The organism is Gallibacter intestinalis (genome assembly GCF_014982745.1).
In the GTDB taxonomy this organism is placed as follows: Bacteria; Bacillota; Clostridia; order Peptostreptococcales; family Anaerovoracaceae; genus Gallibacter; species Gallibacter intestinalis.
In genome coordinates, this window is sequence record NZ_JADCKA010000008.1 from 1 (window position 1) to 22,230 (window position 22,230).

The 22,230-nt window shown below is 42.1% G+C and carries 32 protein-coding genes; all 32 read left to right on the forward strand.

Going from position 1 to position 22,230, the window contains the following annotated elements; genetic code table 11:
* Positions 1–146 precede the first annotated feature (146 nt).
* A complete protein-coding gene (locus tag INF20_RS05260) occupies positions 147–869 on the forward strand; it encodes an ATP-binding protein (protein WP_226385332.1) in 723 nt (240 codons plus the stop codon).
* Positions 869–1,012 (forward strand): hypothetical protein, encoded by a 144-nt coding sequence (locus INF20_RS05265; RefSeq protein WP_226385333.1) that lies wholly within the window; start codon positions 869–871, stop codon positions 1,010–1,012. Before INF20_RS05260 ends, INF20_RS05265 begins: the two co-directional genes overlap by 1 nt.
* The gene (locus tag INF20_RS05270) at positions 997–1,482 is read left to right on the forward strand and encodes a 3D domain-containing protein (protein WP_226385334.1); all 486 of its coding nucleotides are present in this window, start codon (positions 997–999) and stop codon (positions 1,480–1,482) included. Before INF20_RS05265 ends, INF20_RS05270 begins: the two co-directional genes overlap by 16 nt.
* 150 nt (positions 1,483–1,632) lie before the next feature.
* A complete protein-coding gene (locus INF20_RS05275; RefSeq protein ID WP_226385335.1) occupies positions 1,633–1,902 on the forward strand; it encodes a hypothetical protein in 270 nt (89 codons plus the stop codon).
* A 72-nt stretch (positions 1,903–1,974) separates the two neighbouring features.
* Positions 1,975–2,997: a DUF7666 domain-containing protein gene (locus tag INF20_RS05280; protein WP_226385336.1), complete on the forward strand. Its 1,023-nt coding sequence runs from the start codon at positions 1,975–1,977 to the stop codon at positions 2,995–2,997.
* On the forward strand, positions 2,990–3,112 hold the full coding sequence (locus INF20_RS07950; protein ID WP_264175477.1) for a hypothetical protein: 123 nt from the start codon (positions 2,990–2,992) through the stop codon (positions 3,110–3,112). Before INF20_RS05280 ends, INF20_RS07950 begins: the two co-directional genes overlap by 8 nt.
* Positions 3,075–3,248, forward strand: coding sequence for an HNH endonuclease (locus INF20_RS08035; RefSeq protein WP_226385337.1), 174 nt, complete (start codon positions 3,075–3,077; stop codon positions 3,246–3,248). Before INF20_RS07950 ends, INF20_RS08035 begins: the two co-directional genes overlap by 38 nt.
* The gene (locus INF20_RS05290) at positions 3,236–3,619 is read left to right on the forward strand and encodes a single-stranded DNA-binding protein (protein ID WP_226385402.1); all 384 of its coding nucleotides are present in this window, start codon (positions 3,236–3,238) and stop codon (positions 3,617–3,619) included. The genes INF20_RS08035 and INF20_RS05290 overlap by 13 nt, the downstream gene beginning before the upstream one ends.
* On the forward strand, positions 3,619–4,437 hold the full coding sequence (locus INF20_RS05295) for a DNA-methyltransferase (protein ID WP_226385338.1): 819 nt from the start codon (positions 3,619–3,621) through the stop codon (positions 4,435–4,437). Before INF20_RS05290 ends, INF20_RS05295 begins: the two co-directional genes overlap by 1 nt.
* A gap of 19 nt (positions 4,438–4,456) precedes the next feature.
* A complete protein-coding gene (locus INF20_RS05300; protein ID WP_226385339.1) occupies positions 4,457–4,774 on the forward strand; it encodes a putative PDDEXK endonuclease in 318 nt (105 codons plus the stop codon).
* Positions 4,771–5,139, forward strand: coding sequence for a hypothetical protein (locus tag INF20_RS05305; protein WP_226385340.1), 369 nt, complete (start codon positions 4,771–4,773; stop codon positions 5,137–5,139). Before INF20_RS05300 ends, INF20_RS05305 begins: the two co-directional genes overlap by 4 nt.
* On the forward strand, positions 5,136–5,330 hold the full coding sequence (locus tag INF20_RS05310; RefSeq protein ID WP_226385341.1) for a hypothetical protein: 195 nt from the start codon (positions 5,136–5,138) through the stop codon (positions 5,328–5,330). The genes INF20_RS05305 and INF20_RS05310 overlap by 4 nt, the downstream gene beginning before the upstream one ends.
* 218 nt (positions 5,331–5,548) lie before the next feature.
* Entirely contained in the window at positions 5,549–6,103 is a 555-nt protein-coding gene (locus INF20_RS05315; RefSeq protein WP_226385342.1) for a dUTP diphosphatase, read from the forward strand.
* A gap of 1 nt (position 6,104) precedes the next feature.
* Positions 6,105–6,386: a hypothetical protein gene (locus INF20_RS05320; RefSeq protein ID WP_226385343.1), complete on the forward strand. Its 282-nt coding sequence runs from the start codon at positions 6,105–6,107 to the stop codon at positions 6,384–6,386.
* Positions 6,365–6,919, forward strand: a complete 555-nt coding sequence (locus tag INF20_RS05325) for a hypothetical protein (protein ID WP_226385344.1) — start codon at positions 6,365–6,367, stop codon at positions 6,917–6,919. Before INF20_RS05320 ends, INF20_RS05325 begins: the two co-directional genes overlap by 22 nt.
* A 114-nt stretch (positions 6,920–7,033) precedes the next feature.
* Positions 7,034–7,549, forward strand: a complete 516-nt coding sequence (locus INF20_RS05330) for a hypothetical protein (RefSeq protein WP_226385345.1) — start codon at positions 7,034–7,036, stop codon at positions 7,547–7,549.
* Entirely contained in the window at positions 7,546–8,937 is a 1,392-nt protein-coding gene (locus INF20_RS05335; RefSeq protein WP_226385346.1) for a phage terminase large subunit, read from the forward strand. The genes INF20_RS05330 and INF20_RS05335 overlap by 4 nt, the downstream gene beginning before the upstream one ends.
* Positions 8,934–10,853 (forward strand): portal protein, encoded by a 1,920-nt coding sequence (locus tag INF20_RS05340; RefSeq protein WP_226385347.1) that lies wholly within the window; start codon positions 8,934–8,936, stop codon positions 10,851–10,853. The genes INF20_RS05335 and INF20_RS05340 overlap by 4 nt, the downstream gene beginning before the upstream one ends.
* A gap of 5 nt (positions 10,854–10,858) precedes the next feature.
* Entirely contained in the window at positions 10,859–11,170 is a 312-nt protein-coding gene (locus INF20_RS05345; RefSeq protein ID WP_226385348.1) for a ribosomal-processing cysteine protease Prp, read from the forward strand.
* Between the two features lie 93 nt (positions 11,171–11,263).
* Entirely contained in the window at positions 11,264–12,133 is an 870-nt protein-coding gene (locus tag INF20_RS05350; RefSeq protein ID WP_226385349.1) for a hypothetical protein, read from the forward strand.
* An 18-nt stretch (positions 12,134–12,151) separates the two neighbouring features.
* Complete coding sequence (locus INF20_RS05355; RefSeq protein WP_226385350.1) at positions 12,152–13,147, forward strand: N4-gp56 family major capsid protein; 996 nt, start codon at positions 12,152–12,154, stop codon at positions 13,145–13,147.
* 13 nt (positions 13,148–13,160) lie between these two features.
* The gene (locus tag INF20_RS05360; protein WP_226385351.1) at positions 13,161–13,601 is read left to right on the forward strand and encodes a hypothetical protein; all 441 of its coding nucleotides are present in this window, start codon (positions 13,161–13,163) and stop codon (positions 13,599–13,601) included.
* 61 nt (positions 13,602–13,662) lie between these two features.
* Positions 13,663–14,694 carry a BppU family phage baseplate upper protein gene (locus INF20_RS05365; RefSeq protein ID WP_226385352.1) on the forward strand — a complete coding sequence of 344 codons (1,032 nt, stop codon included), beginning with the start codon at positions 13,663–13,665 and terminating at the stop codon, positions 14,692–14,694.
* Between the two features lie 12 nt (positions 14,695–14,706).
* Positions 14,707–16,227: a hypothetical protein gene (locus INF20_RS05370; protein ID WP_226385353.1), complete on the forward strand. Its 1,521-nt coding sequence runs from the start codon at positions 14,707–14,709 to the stop codon at positions 16,225–16,227.
* A gap of 57 nt (positions 16,228–16,284) precedes the next feature.
* Positions 16,285–17,127 (forward strand): hypothetical protein, encoded by an 843-nt coding sequence (locus INF20_RS05375; protein WP_226385354.1) that lies wholly within the window; start codon positions 16,285–16,287, stop codon positions 17,125–17,127.
* 15 nt (positions 17,128–17,142) lie between these two features.
* Positions 17,143–17,757 (forward strand): collagen-like protein, encoded by a 615-nt coding sequence (locus INF20_RS05380; protein ID WP_226385355.1) that lies wholly within the window; start codon positions 17,143–17,145, stop codon positions 17,755–17,757.
* A gap of 9 nt (positions 17,758–17,766) precedes the next feature.
* Positions 17,767–18,726: a phage baseplate protein gene (locus INF20_RS05385; protein WP_226385356.1), complete on the forward strand. Its 960-nt coding sequence runs from the start codon at positions 17,767–17,769 to the stop codon at positions 18,724–18,726.
* A 35-nt stretch (positions 18,727–18,761) separates the two neighbouring features.
* Positions 18,762–19,193: a carbohydrate-binding protein gene (locus INF20_RS05390; protein WP_226385357.1), complete on the forward strand. Its 432-nt coding sequence runs from the start codon at positions 18,762–18,764 to the stop codon at positions 19,191–19,193.
* Between the two features lie 42 nt (positions 19,194–19,235).
* Complete coding sequence (locus tag INF20_RS05395; protein ID WP_226385358.1) at positions 19,236–19,616, forward strand: hypothetical protein; 381 nt, start codon at positions 19,236–19,238, stop codon at positions 19,614–19,616.
* Between the two features lie 27 nt (positions 19,617–19,643).
* The gene (locus tag INF20_RS05400; protein WP_226385359.1) at positions 19,644–21,230 is read left to right on the forward strand and encodes a hypothetical protein; all 1,587 of its coding nucleotides are present in this window, start codon (positions 19,644–19,646) and stop codon (positions 21,228–21,230) included.
* Positions 21,230–21,376, forward strand: a complete 147-nt coding sequence (locus tag INF20_RS05405) for a hypothetical protein (RefSeq protein WP_226385360.1) — start codon at positions 21,230–21,232, stop codon at positions 21,374–21,376. The genes INF20_RS05400 and INF20_RS05405 overlap by 1 nt, the downstream gene beginning before the upstream one ends.
* 55 nt (positions 21,377–21,431) lie before the next feature.
* Entirely contained in the window at positions 21,432–22,229 is a 798-nt protein-coding gene (locus INF20_RS05410; RefSeq protein ID WP_226385361.1) for a hypothetical protein, read from the forward strand.
* Position 22,230 lies beyond the last annotated feature (1 nt).

Here is a 22,230-nt window from a genome sequence, read left to right on the forward strand (position 1 = left end):
TGGATTGAGGATTTATCCACATACATGAAAAGCAGTGGCAAAATATACGATGACCATTATGCTACTTTGTGGAAATGGTATCGAGATGACCCTAAAAGGCATGAAAAGTCAGAGAGGTATGACGGACCACAACTTGGGAGAGATATATGAGAGCAGAGATTGAGAAGATAATAGCGAACATAAGACCTACGCTTTCAGAGCCAGTATATGATTGCCCTATCTGCAAAGACACCGGATACATCGAGACCGTGATTGACGGCTACGAGTATGCAAAAGAATGTGAATGCCAGATAAGAGAAAGGGAGCAGAAAAGGCAGGAAAAGTACATCGCTGAAAGCGGACTACAGACGGTATTGGATAGCATGACATTTGACACATACGAGGAAACGGAAAAGGCTAATGCAAATTTAAAAGCGACCGCAAGAGCGTATCTGAATGAGTATCAAGATTACTGGTGGTACATTTCCGGAGTGTCCGGATGCGGAAAAACTCACATCACGACTGCAATTTGCGGCGAGCTGATTAAACAAGGGATACCGGTTCACTATATGCAGTGGAGAGATGAAAGTACAGAGATTAAGTCATTAGTGAACGATGATGCAAAGTACGGCGAGAAAATGAGACGGCTCAAGAAAGTGAACGTCCTATATATAGACGACTTTTTCAAGGGAGCGGTCACGGAAGCAGACATCAAGTTAGCGTTCGAGATAATCAACGCACGATACATCGCTAAACTACCGACACTGTTCAGTAGTGAGTTAAGCGTAGCAGAGATATTAGACATCGATGAAGCGATAGCAGGACGCATAAATCAGAGAGCAGATAAGTATGTGCTGAATGTCCGCAAGATCGGGAATAGGAGGTTATGATGATAAACCTAAAAATAAACAACTACGGAGAAATCAAGGTTAAGGCTAAAGGCAATTTACATGAGCTGTTAGTGCAGATGAATAGATTGAGTAGAGTCATCAAAGAGACTATGCAAGAGGTTGAGAAATGCAAAGAAAAGTAATAGCAATGGCAGTAATTCTGATAGTATTTATTGCTTTGGGATATGGATATTATGAGCTGCAAGAGGTCAAAGCTGAATTACAAGCGATAAATAATAATTCTGTTAAGGCTATCGAGCAGTTGCATGAAGATATTGAAGCAATAAAAAGCGAGATGGACGGCATCGAAAGTAACTTACCGACATTTGCTGGGGTATTCAGCACAACTGCATATTGCAAATGTGAGAAATGCTGCGGAGTATGGACTGACAGCCCTACCAAGTCGGGAACTACACCACAGGAAGGGCGGACAATAGCAGTTGATCCCGATGTAATACCACTGGGAACGCAAGTCATCATCGACGGTAAGGTCTACACGGCAGAGGATACAGGCTCAGCCGTAAAAGGTAATGTGATTGATATTTACTATAGTGACCACGAGGAGACAGAAGAATATGGCAGACAGAACAGAGAAGTATGGATTTGTGCGTAGTGATAAGTTGCAAGAAAAATGCTGTCTGAACTGCCGATACTGCACCGAGAGCATAAGATGCACTGTTAACATAATGAATATGTCAGTAGTCGAAGCAATGTTTAGTCGGTGCGATGTTTGGAACAGATGGAAAAAGAAGAGGAGCAGAAAATGAAGTTAGATTTACGAGAAATGAATAAATTAGAGATAGTCCTTAAGCAGAAAGGAGCGTTCTATAAAAGAATACCATTGCCAGAAGATGGCATTAAAGAACAGATAGTAGTGTACAGTCCTACAGATGGCCGAAGAATATGGGATGCAGTTATCGGATTGGGAACATACGGAAGCAGAGCAGGACTATTAGAACTAATGTATGAAGATAGTGGCGAAGTTATCGGCAATCTGACTGCAGAAGGTGTGATACGAGAGACAAAGATATGAGCAAAGGTGAAGTTATAGGATTGATATTGATATTTGCGCTGCTGATACTGGCGGCGATGTAGGAGGATTTACATGAAAATCAAAGGAATGGATAAAAATATGCAGTGCCGAGGATTTCAGTTTGAAGTCGGTAAAGAATATAAAAAAGACAACAACGGCAGACCGCTTGAGCTATGCAGTGATACAGTATTCCACTACTGCAACTCTTTGCGAGATGTAAATTGTTTTTACGATGTCGCTGCTAGCGATAATAGATTTTTCGAGATTGAAGTATTAGGCGAGGAAATTACAGATGGTACAAAATGTGGAAGCGACCACATAAAAATTATTCGTGAAATAACAGGTGAGGAATTAAACATCCTAAAAGGCTTAATCAATGGAAATACTGGAGTATTTAACAGCGGCATTAGTAACAGCGGCGATAGTAACAGCGGCTATGGGAACAGCGGCAATAGTAACAGCGGCAATAGGAACAGCGGCAATAGTAACAGCGGCGATAGGAACAGCGGCAATAGTAACAGCGGCAATTGGAACAGCGGCATTAGTAACAGCGGCGATAGGAACAGCGGCAATAGTAACAGCGGCGATTGGAACAGCGGCAATAGGAACAGCGGCAATATGAACAGCGGCGATTGTAACAGTGGCGATTGGAACAGCGGCGATTGGAACAGCGGCGATAGTAACAGCGGCGATAGGAACAGCGGCAATAGTAACAGCGGCTATGGGAACAAATGCGACGGTTCCAACGGAGTATTCTGCACTGAAGAAGATATGGATATAAGAATATTCAACAAGCCGTCAGGCATGTCTTTGAGAGATTTCTACAGAAGTAAATATTATAACGCTTTATGTTCCGCACCGTTCATCTTAACCGATTGGGTTGAATATACAGACGAAGAAAAAGCAGAAGATGAAGATAAAGCATTAATTGGCGGCTATCTCAAAACTTACACCATGGAGGAAGCATGGGCAAATTGGTGGGAGGAAATGACTCAAGGAAACAAAGAAATTATTAAATCAATTCCCAATTTCGATGCTGAAATATTCAAAAAAATCACTGGGATAGAAGTTAAACAGGAGGATACAGATGAATAGCGTAGATAAGGCTACCCTAGAACATAAATATAACGAAACTAAACTTAAAATAGGTGAAGCGAATAAAAAAGGAGGAAATGGAGGCTATTATTGGAAGGCATTTATCAAAAGATGAATGTGTACATCATATTGACAAAAACAGAGCAAATAATAAAAAAGAAAATTTAATTTTAATGACGAAAAGTGAGCATATGTCTTTTCATGCAAAAGAGAGACATCAACAAAGGAGGAATGACTTATCAATTCAGTAGTACTTATAGGCAGACTAACAAGAGATCCTGAAGTGAGATATACCGAATCCCAGTTGGCCGTTGCAAGATTTTCAATAGCCATTAATAGGGTTCCTGGTAGAGACGGTCAGGACAGAGGCGCTGATTTCCCGAATATCGTAGTCTTTGGCAAACAGGCTGAAAACTGCGAAAGATTCCTTACAAAGGGAAGACAGGTGGCTATTCAGGGTCACATTCAGACGGGAAGCTACGAAAAAGACGGCAGAAAAGTTTATACCACAGATGTGGTTGCTGACAGAGTTGAGTTCCTTGAATGGGGAGATAGAGAGCAGAAAAGTGACGGGACACCGTCCGGATTCACTGAAATAAACGAGGAGGATATACCGTTCTAATGAATAAGATTGAATTATATAACGATAATTTTCAAAACTATAAAAGATATAACATACCAAAGGCACAATTAGTTGTTGCAGACATACCGTACAATATAGGGACTAATTTTTACGGATCAAATCCCACTTGGTATATAGGTGGAGATAGAAAAAATGGCGAAAGCAAAAAAGCAGGGAAAGCGGCATTTAATACAGATTTCAATTTTAACATAGCGGAATATTTCCACTTTTGCAATAAATTATTAAAAAAAGAGCCTAAAACTACCAATGGAAGAGGTAGATCGTCTGATGCTCCATGTATGATAGTATTCTGTTCTTTTGAACAGCTTCAAACAGTAATCAAATATGCAAAAAAACATGGATTTAAAAATCATATACCGCTTATATTCTGTAAGAATTATTCCCCACAAGTTCTAAAAGCTAATATGCGTATATGTGGAGCTACTGAATATGCATTACTTTTATACCGTGATAAACTACCTAAATTTAGAAATGGAGTACAGACAGACGAAAATGGGAAAAACATACCGGGAACAGGAAAGATGGTATTCAATTGGTTCACATGGGAGAGAGACGGAAAAGAGATACCTAAAATACATCCGGCTCAGAAGCCCGTCAAACTTCTTAAGCAACTGATAGAACTTTTTACTGATGAAGGTGATGTGGTGATTGATCCATGTGCTGGTAGTGGATCAACATTATTAGCAGCTTATGAACTTGGAAGAGATGCATATGGGTTTGAATGTTCAAGAGAAATCTACACGAAAGCAAAAAATCAAATGCTAAAAAATTTAGATTTGCAAATGAGGATCGGATAAAATAGGAGAAATTTTAAAATTGGGAAAAACATCAAGAGAAAAAGGGAAAAGGGGCGAGCGAGAACTCGCCCGAAAACTCCGAGAATATGGATATGATGCGCGTCGCTCCGTTCAGTATTGCGGAGCGAATGGCGATGCTGATGTTATAGGACTCCCGGGAGTACATATTGAATGTAAACGCACCGAACGTTTGAGCCTATATGATGCGATGGCACAGGCGAAAGCAGATGCACGGAAAGGCGAAATGCCGGTAGTAATACACAGAAAGAATAACAGCGAGTGGCTTGTGATACAGCCGCTTGCGGATTGGATAGAGATGTACAAGGAGGTTAAATGATGGACGCAGTTAAGTATTTAAAAATAAAGAACCGAATGACAAAAAGATGTAGTCGCAGTCGCCCCAGCGACTGCTCTCAGTGCGTGTTAGATTTCGATAACAATCATTACAAGATAACCTGTGAGATGTTCGAGTTGCAGCATCCGGAGGAAGCAGTAGCGGCAGTTGAGAAATGGGGAGAAAAGCATCCAGAAACAAGAATGAGCGATTTTTTAAAAAAGTTCCCAAAAGCAGAAGTGCTCAAATATGGATATGATGAATATATTGACATATGCCCTGTATATATTGACACTACAAGAAATTGCCCTAATGGAGAATGCAAAAAATGTAAGCTCGAATACTGGAACGAGGAGGTAGAGGAATGAAAGAGATTAAAGACCCGTCCATCCGCTCCAAGATAGAAGATTACTGTAAGGGCGGACTGGGATGTAAAGCAATAGGTAACATATGGGAGACCGGAGGAATGTTCTATAAGGTAGAACTACTCCGGCATAACCCGGCAAGAAAGCAGATAGTACATATCATGAAGAGTGAGGTAGAAACAGATGGAGAATAACTACAAAAGCGGAGGAATTGGATTCATTGGACTGTTAACAATAGTATTTATCACACTTAAATTGTGCGGAGTTATATCATGGAGTTGGGTGTGGGTATTGTTTCCGATGTGGATGGTCTTAGCAATAGCGATCTTGCTATTTTTAATATGTTTAGTAGTGACAATAATCAGTGGATTATTGAATAAAGCTTTCAAATTTCAAAATAAGGAGAAATAAGATGTTCGAGTGTGCAGAAGAATTAAGAAGTATATTAAGAAGTTCCGGAGACAAACAGTTAACGGAATTAGCAGAGTTATTAGCAATGCAAGAGGAACTAGATAGAGCAATCCTAAAAGAGCAAGGAATAACGAGATACCCACAAGCAAGTATGGAAGTAGCTTTGTTCGTAGAATTGGGAGAAATGTTAAACGAACTACCAACGCTTTTTAAACACTGGAAAAAGACGGCAAAAGACAATAGAGAAAAAGCATTAGTAGAGTATGTGGACGCTTTACATTTTGCCTTGAGCTTAACTAATCAATACGCATTCATTATCACAGGAAGTGCGTCAACAGGGATCCTGCTACATAAATTTAAATATAGTGGAAAATGGGATGCGAAAAATAAAGCAAGCGTAATAGAACGGTGCATAAGACTTATAGGAGCATCACTATGGAAAATAGAATACCTATTTAAGATAGGACTTTTATTTGATTTCACTTGGGACGAAATCTATAAAGCCTATAAAGATAAAAACGAGGTTAATTATCAGAGATTGAAAGAAGGTTATTGATATGAAGATTAAAATTAAAGACGGGACATATCTCAATTCCGATGCCCAGTGTTACTGGATAAGCAAGGAACGGGAAAATAAAAAGACAGGAAAAACTGAGGAAAGAAGATTTACCGGATACTTCGGGAGAATAGATCAGTTACTTGATGACTACTTCGAGCAGCATATCCGAGACAGTAAGAGCAGCAGTTTAACTGCATTAAGAAAAGATGTAGCAGCGATTAAGAAAGAAATTAGAGAGATAGCAGAGGAGATTAAAAGATGCCTAACACCGGAAGAATAACCGTATGCCCATATTACAGAGGGCACAAAGAACAGACCATAACATGTGAGGACTGTATCCATTTCTTTGGTAAGAAGGAAATACATGATAGATATATGGACGAGCACTGCGATAAGGACTGGCAGACTTGCAAATGGGCAAAAGACTGGGAGAAGCATTTAGGAGACCCTAATCACAGATGGAACGCTGCCATGAAGGAATTAAAGAAGCTCATTGCACATCAAGGCAGACAGGCTAAGAAGATACGCAAGTTGGCAAGGCAGAATAAGGTATTAGAAACTATCCTGCTGCGTGACCGTGAGAAGTTGGCAAGGCAGGATAAGGGATTGAAAGAGTACGGAGAGCTATTCAGTCTGATGGAAGCAAGAGTAAGCTACATGGCACATATAGCAGGAGTCAAAGAGATAGATGAAGCAGAATTTAAGAAGTGGTGCAAACAATATGAGTATGCACAGGAGCCTATAGTCAAGGCAGGGAAGTTTGCTGGGATACGCTTTCACGAAAAGGTGGGGGAGAAAGAAAAAAGAGAGTGACATATTATATTGGTGGGTATATTTTTAATGTATATGTTTTTATGTGAACAAACCTAAAAGCAAGGGGCGAGAAATCGCCCCTCTTTTAGTACTCTCAAATAGAAAGGAGCACGTATGAGTAAAAAGGTGGACTGGCCGAAACTAAAAACTGAATATGTAACTACTGCTATTACTACACGTGCATTAGCTAAAAAGTATGGTCTTGCTTATTCAACTGTAGCAAGAAGGTCGGCGAATGAAGCATGGAGTGAAGCAAGGAGAGCATTTGAGAGCAAATATGTATCAGAAGTAGAGCAGAAGGTTGTCAAGGCAACTTCTGATAAGACTACAGAGTTGTTAAGTAGAGAACTAAGGATTGCTAACAGGCTTTCTGAACTTATTGAGGAGAAAATAACAGAAGGGAAATATGTAAGTACTAATGCTATTAAGGAGTATGCGAACACCATAAAGATACTAGAACAGGTTAAGAGAAGTATCACAGGCACTAACACCGATGCACAGGAGAGAACTCTTAAGATTGCAGAGCAGCGGCTGCAGATGGATAAGGATAGAGCAGATAGAGAAGAAAATACTGACACCAATATCACTGTAGTATTTGACGGCATAAGCGACGAGAGGTGGTCTGAATGATTTTAAATTTCGGAGCAGAGCCAAGTGACACTCAAAAGCAGTTCTTGCTTGCAAGAAAAAAGAATGTGGCCTTTGGTGGAGCCAGAGGTGGCGGTAAAAGCTGGGCAGTGAGAACAAAAGCCAAGTTGGCCGCTTTGCATTATCCAGGGATAAAGATTCTTATAGTCAGAAGAACATATCCCGAGCTCATAGCTAATCACATAGACACAATGAGAGTGGAGTGTAACAGGATAGCGAAATATAACAGCACTAATAAAAAGATGTGGTTCTTTAACGGGTCTACTATCAAATTCGGGTATTGTCAAAACGATGGGGACCTTCTACAGTACCAGGGAGACCAGTATGACCTTATATTCATCGATGAGGCGACTAACCTTACAGAACATCAGATTAAGGTTATTAAAGCGACTCTCAGAGGTGTTAACCGATTCCCTAAGAGGTTATACCTTACATGCAATCCGGGCGGTCCTGGGCATGCGTATATCAAGAGAGTATTTATAGACAGGAAATTCAAAAGCGGAGAGAATCCCGACGAGTATGAGTTTATACAATCGTTAGTAACAGACAACAAGGTTCTTATGGAAGTTCAGCCGGACTACATAGAGCAGCTTGAAGAACTTCCAGAGAAGTTAAAACAAGGTTGGCTGCATGGCCGTTGGGATATATTTGAGGGACAGGTGTTCGAGGAGTTCACTGACGATCCGGAACATTACATAGACAGACAATGGACTCATGTAGTAGAGCCTTTCGAGATTCCATCATGGTGGCCGATATACAGAGGTTTTGACTGGGGATACGCAAAGCCTTTCTCTGTTGGCTGGTATGCCTTCGATGATGAAGGAGTATGTTACAGAATTAAGGAGTTCTACGGCTGCAGCAAAGAAGAGAATACAGGCCTTAAATGGGACATAGCAACTGTGGCACGCAAGATACACGAGATTGAGACCAATGACAGGATGTTGAAAGGTAGAAACATTATAGGTATCGCTGACCCGGCTATATTTGCAGAGAACGGCGGAGCAGCGATATCTGACACTATGGCAGAGCATCAGGTGTACTTCAATAAGGCTGACAATGAAAGACTGGCAGGTAAGATGCAGTGCCATTACAGATTAGCCTTTGATGAGAATGGACATTCTATGTTCTATGTGTTTAACACCTGCAAGGAGTTCATCAGAACAATACCTGCACTCATATACAGCGAAACAAAGGTTGAAGATGTAAACACGGATATGGAAGACCATATTTATGATGAATGGCGGTATGTGATGATGCAGCAGAAGATACAAGGCAGAGAGCCAGTAGTTAAGAATGTACCTGACTTGGGTACAGTTGAAGACCCACTTGACATGATAAGAGATAGATTGAAGCAAAGGAGAAGCTCATGAGGAAGAAGAAAGAACAGCAGGAAGTGTATGTTACCGAGGATACCATCAAAGAAGCCACAGGAAGGCTTAATAAGTACCTTGAGAAGAAGCAGTCTATTGATGCAAGGGTAAATGCTAATGAGGACTTTTGGCGGCAGCGACACTGGGATAACTACCAAGTGAATGACGGCTGCAGTGAGTTTGACGAGAAGCCGGTATCAGCATGGATGTTTAACTCACTTGCTAATAAGCATGCTGACATCATGGATAACTACCCTAAGCCTAATATCCTGCCAAGAACAGAAGCTGATGAAGCGGACGCTAAAATGTTGTCAGACATCATTCCGATGATACTTGAGAGGAATGATTATGAGGAACTATATAGCAATAAGCATTGGTACAGGCTTAAGAACGGCACATGCGTAACAGGTGTGTTCTGGGATAATGCTAAGGCTGATGGCAAAGGCGACATCACTATAAAAAAGATTGACCTGCATAACCTTGCATGGGAAATGGGAGTTGACGATATACAGGATTCAAGAGAGGTGTTTGTACTATCTGTAGAAGACAACGAAACTCTTGAAGCAATGTATCCGCAGCTTAAAGGACATCTTGGAATGGATGTAGGTATCAATAAGATTCAGTACAGAAAAGACTATGCAGAGGACTTGGGAGAGTACTCAACGGTGGTTGATTGGTATTACAAGGTCAAAGTACCAAGAGTTCTGTATCAGGATGATGGCACGGAGTTAGTGACAGAGAAGACTATCCTCCACTATGCCAAGTTCTGTAATGATGTGCTGCTGTATTCATCTGAGAACAACGATGAACTGAGAGATGTCGGATATTACGAGCACGGATTATATCCTTTTGTATTTGATACTCTGTTCCCTATCGAGGAAGAGGTCGTAGGTTTTGGGTATATCGATGTAATGAGAGACCCTCAGAAGTACATCGATAAATTAGATCAGATGATTAACCGCAATGCTTACATGATAGGTAATCCACGATATTTTGTTAAAAACAGTGCAGGTATCAACAAGGACCAGTTCGCAGATTGGTCTAATCAGATAGTTGAGGTAGCAGGAGATGTATCTGATTCTGTTAAAGAGATACAGTTCCCAACTATCCCAACAGCGGTAATGACTCAGAAAGAGTCAAAGATTGAAGAATTGAAGGAGACATCCGGCAACAGAGACTTCTCACAGGGCTCTACATCATCCGGAGTTACAGCTGCTTCTGCTATAGCAGCGTTACAGGAAGCAGGAAGTAAGCTATCACGAGATATGATTAAGGCTTCCTACAGAGCCTTCTGCAAGGAAATGGACCTTGTAGTAGAACTCATAAGGCAGTTTTACATTGAACCGAGAGACTTCCGTATTGATAGAGATAACGGCGAGTATGAGTTCGTTAAGTACGATAACAGCAATATCAACAGGCAGGCTGTAGATGAAGCAGGCAATCCTATTATCGGCGATAACGGTAAGCCTGAGATGGAGAAGCCGGTATTTGATATCAAGATATCTGCTGAAAAGAAATCACCGTTCTCAAGAGCCGCACAAAACGAACTGGCAAAAGAAATGTACGGTATGGGATGGTTCAATCCTAACAATGCAGAACCTTCCCTTATAGCAATAGACATGATGGAGTTTGAAGGAAAAGAAAAGGTTAAGCAGCAGATACAGCAGCAGAGTATGTTTATGCAGCAGTTTAACCGCATGCAGCAGGTCATAATGCAAACTGATGCGACTTTCCCACAGTTAGGGCTTGCGGTGCAGGCAGGACTTGCAGAAGCACCGATGTTCCCACAGCAGACACAGGCTCCACAAGGAACATCGGAGGGCTCTGGGGAAGGAAATAATGGTCTGCCTAAGACTGATAACACAATGGCAACTAAAATGCGTACAAGAGCTGCTGAGGCGGCTACACCGAGGTAGGAAACATGACAGAAGTAAGATATTTGTTTAATGACGGTATATACATAGAGATTAGCGGACACAACTCTTATGTGAACAAGGTAACAGGCAATGTAGATATATGTGTGGTGATATCAACGCTTGTAATAATGCTAACTATTGCATTGGCAGATGAGGAGTTGGCACCGGAGTCAGTGATAGATGGATATTTCAGAATGGACATTAAAAATCCAAGTGAAAAGGTATCGACATTGGCTCACTCGGTAATCGATACACTTAAGTTCATAGAAGAGAAACATAAGGAATATATAACCGTAAAAAACATGGGGGCGAGATAATCGCCCTTTTTTAGTATATTCAGCGTAGGGTTCGCAACCCTTGAAAATTGCAGATTTACAGAGTCGTCCACTTAAGGACAGAAAGGAAATGTTATGAACACATTAAACACACTGCATCTCCATTTATTTGACGGAGAAGGCGGAGCCGGCGATGGACAGGCTGGCGACGGTGCAGGAGTGGCAGAACCGGAGATTATATACGGCAAAGCTGACGATAGCACCGATAGCGGTAATGCACAGGAAGTTACAGTGCAAGAAAATCCGGACGAAGATTTTGAAAGCCTTATAAATGGCAAGTATAAACAGCAGTTCGGAGCAAAGGTTCAGGATATCATTCAGAGACGCTTCAAGAACGATTCCGATGCGAACGCAAGATTAAGCGAATATGAGAGAAGCCTTGAACCGCTGTACGGAATGTACGGAGTTGACAATCCTGCTGATCTGGCGGCAAGGCTGCAGAACACCGATGCAATTTACGCTGAAAGAGCAGAAGCTGCAGGTCTAACTATAGACCAGTACAAAGAGCGTCTTACCTTAGAAGCAGAAGCAGCAAGAGGAAGACAGTTGCAGCAGCAGATGGAACAGCAGAGAGCATCTCAGCAGCAGTATGACGCATGGGTAGCAGAAGCTGAACAGCTCAAAGAAGCACTTCCTAACTTCGACCTTGCGAGAGAATGCGAGAATCCGGAATTTGTCGATTATCTCTCAAAAGGGATAGCACTTGATAAGGCATTTATGCTCACTCACATGGATGAATTTATTGCTGGCAATAACAATGCAGTTGCAGAGGAAGCCAAGCAAAGTGTTGTTTCGCAAATTCGTCTGAGGAATCAGAGACCAGCAGAAGCCTCAATATCAAGTCCACGTGCAGTAATCCGTAAGTCCAATGTTAACGAATTAACTGACAAGGATATCGATGCTATCAACGAAAGAGTTGCGAGAGGCGAAAAAATCTCTTTCTGATAGCGGAAAGGAAGAGAAATGCTTACAAAAGAAATGAATAAACTGCATCTGCATATGTTTGACGGAAATCTTAATACCAATACTACTGTAGACTCCGGTATGACCGTTGAGATGAAGACTTACTACGATAAGAACCTCATCAAGAACGCAGAACCGGAACTTGTACACGACCAGTTCGGACAGAAGAGACCAATACCAAAAAACGGCGGTAAGACCATTGAGTTCAGAAAGTATGACCCATTCCCAAAGGCTCTTACACCACTGACAGAAGGTGTGACTCCGGACGGAAGAAAACTTACTGCAACTTCTGTAACAGCTACAGTTAAGCAGTACGGCGATTACACCACACTGTCTGATGTTCTGCTGCTGACTGCTATCGACAACAACCTTGTTGAAGCAACTACACTGCTTGGATCACAGGCAGGAAGAACTCTTGACACTATCACAAGAGAAGTACTTGCAGCAGGAACTAATGTACTGTATGCCGGCGGTAAATCTGACAGACAGTCTCTTACAAGCACTGATACCCTCACAATGCAGGATATAAAGAACGCTGTAAGAATCTTGAAGGACAAAAACACTTCTAAGATTAACGGAGACTTCGTTGCGATAATCCATCCAGATACTACTCTTGACATCATGAATGACGATGAGTGGATTGATGCGGCAAAATACGCAGGCTCCGAGAGAATCTTTAAGGGTGAAATCGGCAGAATGTACGGTGTTAGATTCGTAGAATCCACAGAAGCTAAAATCTTTGCTGCGGGTAGCAGCCCAACTACACCTTTATGTTACGGAACACTTGTAATGGGTGCGAACGCATACGGTGTAACAGAAGTTACAGGCGGCGGACTTACAACTATCATCAAGCAGCTTGGCTCTGGCGGAACTGCTGACCCACTCAACCAGAGAGCTACTGCCGGATGGAAGGCTATTAAGACTGCTGAAATCCTTACACAGGAGTTTATGGTAAGAATCGAACATACATGCACACACTCAAGTGCAGCTAACTAAGAAAGGAGTTTATATGGCAGCTAAAAATGAAGTAGCGAAAAATGCTGTAGAGACAGAAGTTGAAAAAACTCTGAACGAAGAAGAAAAGGTTGATTTCGCAAAACTGAGAGCGGAACTGAAAGCTGAACTCAAGGCTGAAATTGCGGCTGAGATGGAAAGCTATAAAGGAGAAGTATCAGAACCTGCGACATCAAAAGTACAGATGGGAGAATCCAAAGAAGAATTGGAGTATCTCAATGAAAAGGTTGAGGTTCTTATTCCAAGAGGACCTACAGACCCTGCTACATATACAGTTACACACAACGGAACATCCTACCAGATTAAAAGAGGTGTAAAGGTAATGATTCCAAGAAAGGTTAAGAACATCATCGACAGGTCAATGGCTCAGCAGGCTGCTGCAATGGACTTTGAAGATGCAAATGCTTTTGACCCAAGTGTGTTTGAAACAAAATAGCAATCTAAAAGACGGAGGGAGTGCGGTGGTGCTCCCTCTTTTTAGATAGAAAGGAGTTTAGATGAATTATAAGGCATTTAACATCGGACTACCGATTAAGGATAACAATGTTAAAATACAGGACGGCCTTGTGCAGTTCGATACTGCCAATATCGTAAATGTGCGTCTTATAGACGGTTCAGAGCCTTTTGATTTCACAGGGTATACTGATATTCTATTAGACATTTTAAAGCCGGACGGTCATAGGATAGTGGCAGGCATCACATCGGACGGTGAGAATACAAATAATCCTTATAGGATACAGGTACTGGATCCTGCGCAGGGCCTTATAAGATTTGTGTTGTCCGGACAGGCAACAGTGATTACTGGAACATACTTCTGCACGCTGTCTCTATTTTCATCGGGCAAGGTCCTTACATCTGCGAGAATCAACTATTATGTGGGAGAGTCTCTGCTGAATGATATGGACTCTGAGATTGAGAGCACAGACGATTATCAGTTTCTGTTAAACCTTATCAACAGAAACTCGGATATTGCGACTGCAGAGCAGGAAAGAGCAGATGCAGAGTGTCAGAGAGAACTTAATGAGGAGGAAAGAAATCGTGAGTTCAAAGAAATGTATGACTCCATAACTGAATATATTAAGAATGCAGAAAAATATGTTCAGTTGACACAGGAGTATATGGAGGAAGCAAAAAGGTACGCTGAACTCGCACAGAATCCTTCACAGAAGATTATAAATGAGCTCATAACCCAGATGAACTTGGCGACCAAAAAGTACGTCGATGATGAAATCACAGAAAATACAAAGGACTTCATCGTCGGAGAGATTAACGCAAATAGAAAGAAGTTTACGATGGGTACAGCGAGCACGATTCCTGCTCTTGATAAAGGGGAGTTTGGAATAGATGGAGGAAACAATATCTTTGCGGGTGGTTCTAACGGTAATATTCTTTTGAGTGGTGTGTATGTTGTAGGACCTACAGAACCTCAGTATGATACATTGCTGTGGATAGACACCAACGCAGGCGGTCAGCTCAAATACCACAATGGCAGCGAATGGGTTCCGGCTTCAATCCTGGCATTCTCGTAAGGCGGTGATGTCATGGCAGTATCACAAAACAGCAAATACTTCACATTTACAGTTGAGACGAGCGTCACAGCCGATGACAAGAACCTCAGATGGATAGTAGAGAGTACTGCGAAGCTAACTGTAAAAGTGTGGGCCTTCCGTTCAGGCCCAAGTTACACAATAACAGTAAGTAATGGTGGCACTGGAACTGGTAAGGTACAAGGTGGTGTTACTTATGGCAATAACAGATCTAATGTTACATACAATCTGGGGACTGCAACTGCATATTATTCATACTCCACAAGCCAGAGAAAAGTAAACATCAGTGCATCTTCAAGCGGAAGCATAACATCTGGCGGATATGGACCAGGACGGCTTAGTTACTCTGGAAGCGTGCTTCTTCCGGCAAAGTTCAGCAATGCAGGAACACTTGAGTGTACTGGAATAACACAGGCATCTGCCACCGTAGAGCTTTCTGATATTCCATCAAAGACTGGTTACACTCGTGTAATAACATGGTATAGGGACAGCGGTTCGTATGGCGACACCTCTATACCAGGAACAAGTTCTACAACATCTTACGGCAAGACATTTACTGGGTTGTTGCCTAATACAACATATGTGTTTAAGGCGGTAATAGAAGCAGGAAGCACGACGATTGCGACTAAGACCACAACTCAGACTACACCGCAGGAAACTGGCAAAATGACCCTTGAGGAGGGGACAACGTATATTCGTGTAACGATTGATGAAATGTTTGCAAACCCAAACTATACAAGGACCATCAAAATATATTGCAAAGAAAAAGGAGCTGATAATTATAGCTTGTATAGTTCTGCGACATTTCAGAAGTCAACATATGAACTTACTGTAGATGGTCTTATCTCAAATAAGGAATACGAAATTAAAGCAGAAATATGCAATGGAGCAACGGTATATCGTAGTTTTACAGGTGCAAAGAGGACGATTAAAGATGAGTCGTTGATACCTTTAGGTTTTATCACCAATGCTACGCAAAGACTTGGTACAAGGAAACTGACAGTAAGCTGGAATGTAGACAAACAGGTAGCAGGTACTACGTATGCTATAGAATGCAAGAATGCTTCAAGCGACTGGACAGAACTTCTGTCGCTTAACAACATATCTTCGCCGATAGAAGTAACTTCACCTTATGGTAATTCTGAAGTACTTCTGAGGATTAAAAGCACTAATCCATTGGTGGCCGAGACTACAAGGTATTCTGCAGAGTACAGCATATATGTCAGAGATGATTTTGTATGGGATGTGCCTAAAGAAGTGGGGCAGCCTATTAAGGTGACTACAGCAGAATGGAATCGTCTTAGTGATTATGTAATGTCAAAATGCAGACAGGCAGGAATAAGTATCAATATATCTCCTGTAAAGCAGGGTGAGATGTTGACTGCAGAGATATTTAATCAAACTCGAGATGCAATCGAAAGCCTTACACCTACAGGAGTAGAAAGCAAAATGAAATATGAAGCGATTGACATAGAGGATTTTGACAAACTAAGAATAGCTATCAATACAGCATAGGGGCGAGAAATCGTCCCTGTTTTTATACCATTAAATAAAAAGCGAGGAGGTGAGTAATTGAAACTTGCAGAGGCTTTAGAAGAAGTGAAAAAAGTTAAACCTAATGGTTTTGACGATGATACGTTAACTCTATTCGTGAACAAACTGGAACAAAATGCTTTCGAGACCTTGCGTACTCCTCCGTGGCAGCGCAAGAAGTACAAATGGAGTGAGGATGCAGATGTAACGCTCGTCATTCCGCCACCTTACGATAACGCATATATATCGTGGCTCAAGGCTCAAATTGACTACAACAACGAAGAACATGCCTCGTATGCAAATAATCAGGCACAGTTCAATCTTGATTATGAAGAGTTTGAAAAGTGGGTAGTGCGGAGCGGAGCGGCAACACCAAAACCACCAAAGAAGTTTTATTTTGGAGGACGACCTTGTCCGCCAAAACCACCACATCCACCGAGACCACCGGAGGAGTGTGAAATAGACATTCCACCAGCACCTGGATGCAGACCGCCACATTTGATGTTCGACAACAAAGATATCATCGAAGCAACACAGGCGGCAGTGGCTGCAGCGGGTAACGCAAATGAAGCAGCGGCAAATGCTAATGCTGCAATGGATACATTATCGGAGGCGGCAGAAAATGGTGACTTTAACGGTGCTACATTTGTTCCAGAGGTTGATGAAGAAGGAAATATCAGCTGGACAAACGACAGAGAAATGCCTAATCCTCCTACGGCAAATATAAGAGGACCGCAAGGAATACAGGGAGAACCGGGCATCACTACAGACACCTACGCATTTGACGCATCAAGCGGAAATCTGATGTTGTACACTTCATCTGAAACAGTTCCGGGATATAAGATGAACGAGAAGGGCGAGATTATCATAGTTATAGAATAGAAAGGAGAAATGTGAATGGCACAGACTATAAACTTGGGACGAGTCAAAGGCTCGATGATTTACCAAGGCACAGGGACTAGTGACGGGACCATCAAAGCTGAACTACAGGGCAAAAACATAACAGCTCTGGACGGTGACAAATATATTTCTTTAACAGATACATATCTGTGGGAGCTCACAGACGGCAGCTGGGTAAAATCCACTCTTAAATTGCAGGGAGAGAAAGGTGCAACGGGAGAGAAAGGAGACCCAGGAGAAAAGGGAGACCCAGGACCAAAAGGAGAAGATGGTAAAGATGGTACAGGAGTGACCATAATTGATTCATATGAGTCGGAAGAGGAGTTGAAGCAAGAACATCCAACAGGAAGTCCTGGAGATGCCTACATGGTAGCAGGAGACCTTTATGTATGGTCGGATGCTTTAAGTGATTGGAATAATGTAGGTAGAATACAGGGACCTAAAGGTGATCCGGGAGAACAGGGAGAGCCGGGGAAACAGGGCCCTCAAGGAGAACAGGGCCCTCAAGGAGAACCTGGGACACCTGGAACTCAGGGCCCGCCAGGTGCCGATGGTAAGACACCTACAATGTCAATTAACGCTAATGGAGAGCTTATAGCTACATTTGAGTAGGAGGAGTAAATGGCTGAACGAAATTTAGGAAGAGTGCAGGGAAGTTCAATATGGACCTCAGCGGCTCCACTTACAGATGCAGGTACTCAGTTTGCAGGAACGGTGTCTGTCAAAAAAACGAACGGACAGTCCATGAGGCCGATTGTTGGAGACAAAATCGTAGATAGCGGAACAGGAAATGTGTACACAATAATCAGTTCAGATACCGGGACAGATAAAGGTGATAGTACCGACTATGCAATTACTACGGAAAATAAGACAGCACTGTTTACCCTGAAAGGAACGCCGGGCGCAGATGGAGCACAAGGAGAACCAGGAACGCCGGGAAAGGACTTTGACCCTAACACATCTACGGTTACTTTTACGGAAGCAGGAACCGATGACTCTATAAACTCCGGAGAAACACTACCTGTACTGTTCGGGAAAACAAAAAGATTGTTTACGAGAACGGCGAATGTAGAAGAAGAGATAACCATCTCTGAAGAAACCATCACAGCCTTCAAAGCCCTTGGCTGGACTCCTCCTAGTGGGGGGGCAGTGATTGAATCGCTGCTTAATTTGATATTTGACCGGGCGCATCCGGTCGGAAGTTACTATTGGTCATCTGATTCCACAAATCCATCCAAGTTATTCGGTGGAACATGGGAACAGGTGACTGATAAATTCATATTAGCCGCCGGAGATACCTACAAAGCTGGAACAACCGGCGGAGAGGCTACACATGTATTAACAGCCGATGAAATGCCCCGTCATGACGGACATTTGCAAAAAAATAGCGGAAGTATGAGTGGAGGCAATACAAACATGTATCTACCGACAACATCACTTAATAACTATATATCCGGTAGAGGATGGAACAATGACGGTGGCGGTGAAATGTACCCGGTTGGTGTAAGTAGAGGCAACAACGAGCCGCATAACAATATGCCGCCTTATGAAGTAGCCTACTGCTGGAAACGAACGGCTTAATAGCTCGCATAAGGGCGGGCGGAAGGGAGAAATACATGGATGAAAATACAATTGATAGCATGTTAGGCTTTACGGCCGGAAAAATCGGCGACATAGACGGCACGCTTGCCAATGTCGGGACATATGTAAATCGGGACGTTGGCGAGTTACATGTGTCGGCAAGTGATCCGTCAAGTATTGAAATGACGATACCGGAAGACGGGACTTATGTCGTTAGTGCATCCTGTGGCTGGCATCTAACAAATACTAATTTGAGTACATTTTTATCGCTATTCCACAATGGCGGAAATCCTCAAGCGACAGCGCAGGGAACTATGCAGTCTGCAAGCGGAACAAATGTTACTACGGTTATAGACGCAAAGAAAGGCGATACCGTAACGCTCCAAATATCATGGAGCGGCGGAAGCGGTTCAGTAACGGCAGAGAGAGTCAGATTCAGAGCCGTCCGTGTCGGGGGGGGGCAATAGAATAAAACGCATATTCTCCCATCTTAGAAAGGTGGTGAGGATATGAACTTTATCGATTCTATGCTTAAATTCCTCGGACAGAAATCGGTGGTAATATCAGACAGCGGTTCATCTAATGACCTGCATTGGATTAAATATGCAGATGGGACGGCAAAAATCTACGGAACAGTTGACTACAATGCCGGAACAGGAACCGTATTGGCGGGAACAAATAATACCGTTTATTACAAATCGTTATCGGTACTCATTCCGATAGCATTAACATCAATCGATAATATCGATACATCCCTTAAAGGTTCTGCAGGCACATTGACTGTCGGAGAAGTAGAAGGTAGTGTTCTAAATATGGTGGTGACTAGGTTTGGTAACTCCAATATAGGAAGCGGACAGGTTAATTTAAATATTAAAGGCAAATGGAAATAGGCTTAAGGCCTATATATTAGGAGAACAATGAAACTAGCACAATTACAATACAGCGTTAATCCAACGAGGAAACGCATAATAGAATTTAAAGGAATAAATAAAAAAGCAGTGATAGACGACGGAGAAATGAGGGATATGTATAACCTTTGCTCTGATGACTATCCTTGCTTAACGCAAAGGAAACCGAGAGGAATATATAGTGAATCGTATGTAAATCCTCAAAAGATGATAGTTAAGAATAAGAAGTTAGCTGTTATCTCTGAGAATAAGTTTTACTACGATGGAGAATTATTCCCAACTCTTGCTTTGTCAGATTCAACAGAAATGGTGGCAATCAATAATAAGATATGCTTCTTTCCAGAGAAAATGTTTTTCGATGTGGTGGCAAGAGAAATAGGAAAACTGGAAGCTCACTATACTTCCTCTTCAAAAGTCAGCGTAACACTCACTAACAACACGGTAACGGTATCTGGTGGTACTGGCATGGATGTGTTTAATGATGGTGATGTTATAGACCTAAGATTTGAAGGTAGTACATATGGCACTAAGTATGATGTATCCACAGTCATAGTTTCCACAACAGTAAACAGCATAGAATTTCCCGGAGATACTTTTATCTTCGATGAAAAGGACGGAGAAATTCCAGAGTCTATAACATTTGAGGCGACGGTTAAAGCAGATAGAAACTGTCCTGACCTAGATTATGTAATGGAGAGCAACAACCGCTTGTGGGGTGTGTGCAATGCAGATAATACGATTTACGGATGCAAGCTAGGCGATCCGACAAACTGGTTCTATTATCAGGCAACCTCACTTGACTCATACGCTGTTGCAGTTGGTACTGATGGAGAGTGGACTGGATGTATTCCTTATAGTTCGCATTTACTCTTTTTTAAAGAGGACTGTATCCATAAATTATACGGTAATACACCTGCTACATATCAGCTTGCTACCGCAGAGTGTTATGCTCTTGAGAAAGGCTCAAGCAAGAGCATTGCAGTAATAAATGAGATTGTGTTCTACAAGTCAAGGCTTGGCATTATGGCTTATGGCGGCGGTAATCCGGAACTTGTGTCTGCTTGCTTTGGTGTCGAAAGATATCTTAATGCAGTGGCAGGCACCGATGGCATTAAGTATTATGTGTCGATGGAAAAGGACGGAGTATATGAGCTGTTAGTGTTCGATGTCGAAAAAGCATTGTGGCATAAGGAAGATAACCTTAAAGCAGACGGTTTTGCATTTCTTAACGGTAAATTGCTTTATATCAGTAATGGCAAAATCTTTGAGATTAACAGCGACAATCCTCAAAAGGACGAAGGCGATATATCATGGTATGCTGAACTTGGGCCATATACTGAGTATATCGAAGAACATAAGATATATTCCAAGATGAAACTCAGAATAAAACTTGAACAGGATTCTGAACTGGAAATTCTTATAAAAGTTGATGACGGAGACTGGGAAAGACTGCACCATTACTACGCAGAGCAAGACGAAACTATTACCATTCCAATAGTACCTCGCAGATGTTTTAAATTTGCAGTGAAACTGCAGGGTAAGGGAAGATGTAAGGTTGAGTCTTTCGTCCGTGACTATAGGGAAGGAGCAAACTAATGTATATCATTGACTATGACAAAAACAAGCCTTTACCGGAACAGGTGCGGTTACTTATGGAAAATGTACAGAAAATGGCTTACGAATATGAGGAGAGAATTTTAAAGTTAGAAACTGAAATAGCAGAGCTTAAAAAGAAAGCATAGGGGCGAGATTAAGCCCCTATTTTTATATGCTTAAGAAAAATGAAAGGAGCAGGATATGGCAACTAAACCTAATCTCAAAGATTATACCAATAATACATATACCAGCAAGTATGAGTCACAGCTTGCTGATGCTTTAGACAAAGTCACAAATAGACAAGATTTTACATATGACCCTTTGAAGGATGCAAGCTATCAGGCACTTGCAAAAATATATACAAAGCGTGGTGAGCAGGCAAGACAGAACACATTGGGAGATGCTGCAGCACTTACAGGTGGTATTGCTTCATCATATGCTACATCGGCGGCTGCACAGGCTCAGAGCGACTATAACCAGCAGCTGGCAGCACAGATACCTGCACTGCAGGAGGCGGCTTATAACAGATATATGAATGACTACAACATGAATGTGTCTGCATTAGGAGCATTGAGAGATGCTGAGGATGCTGCATACGGAAGATACAGAGATACTGTAGCAGACAAACAGTGGCAGTACGGTGCAGCGTGGGACGACTACAGAGCCGGTGTATCTGACTCACAATGGCAGCAGAGCTTTGACCGTGACAAGTACGAATCCGATAGAAACTACAACTATCAGGTGAACCGTGACAAGGTAACTGATAAACAGTGGCAGCAGGAATTTAATTTAAAAAAAAAGAGCGTGGCTTCTAGTGGTGGCGGAAGCAGCCGCAGCAGCTATAGCGGATATAGCGGTAGTTCGAGAGGTAATAACGGATATACCAGCAATAATTTTGAGAGAGATTACAGTGCCGCAGCAGCAGCTGCAGAAGCACTGGAAGCAACTAAAAAGGCATTGCAGGGAACAGCGAATGCTTTTAATAAAAAGAAAAAATAGG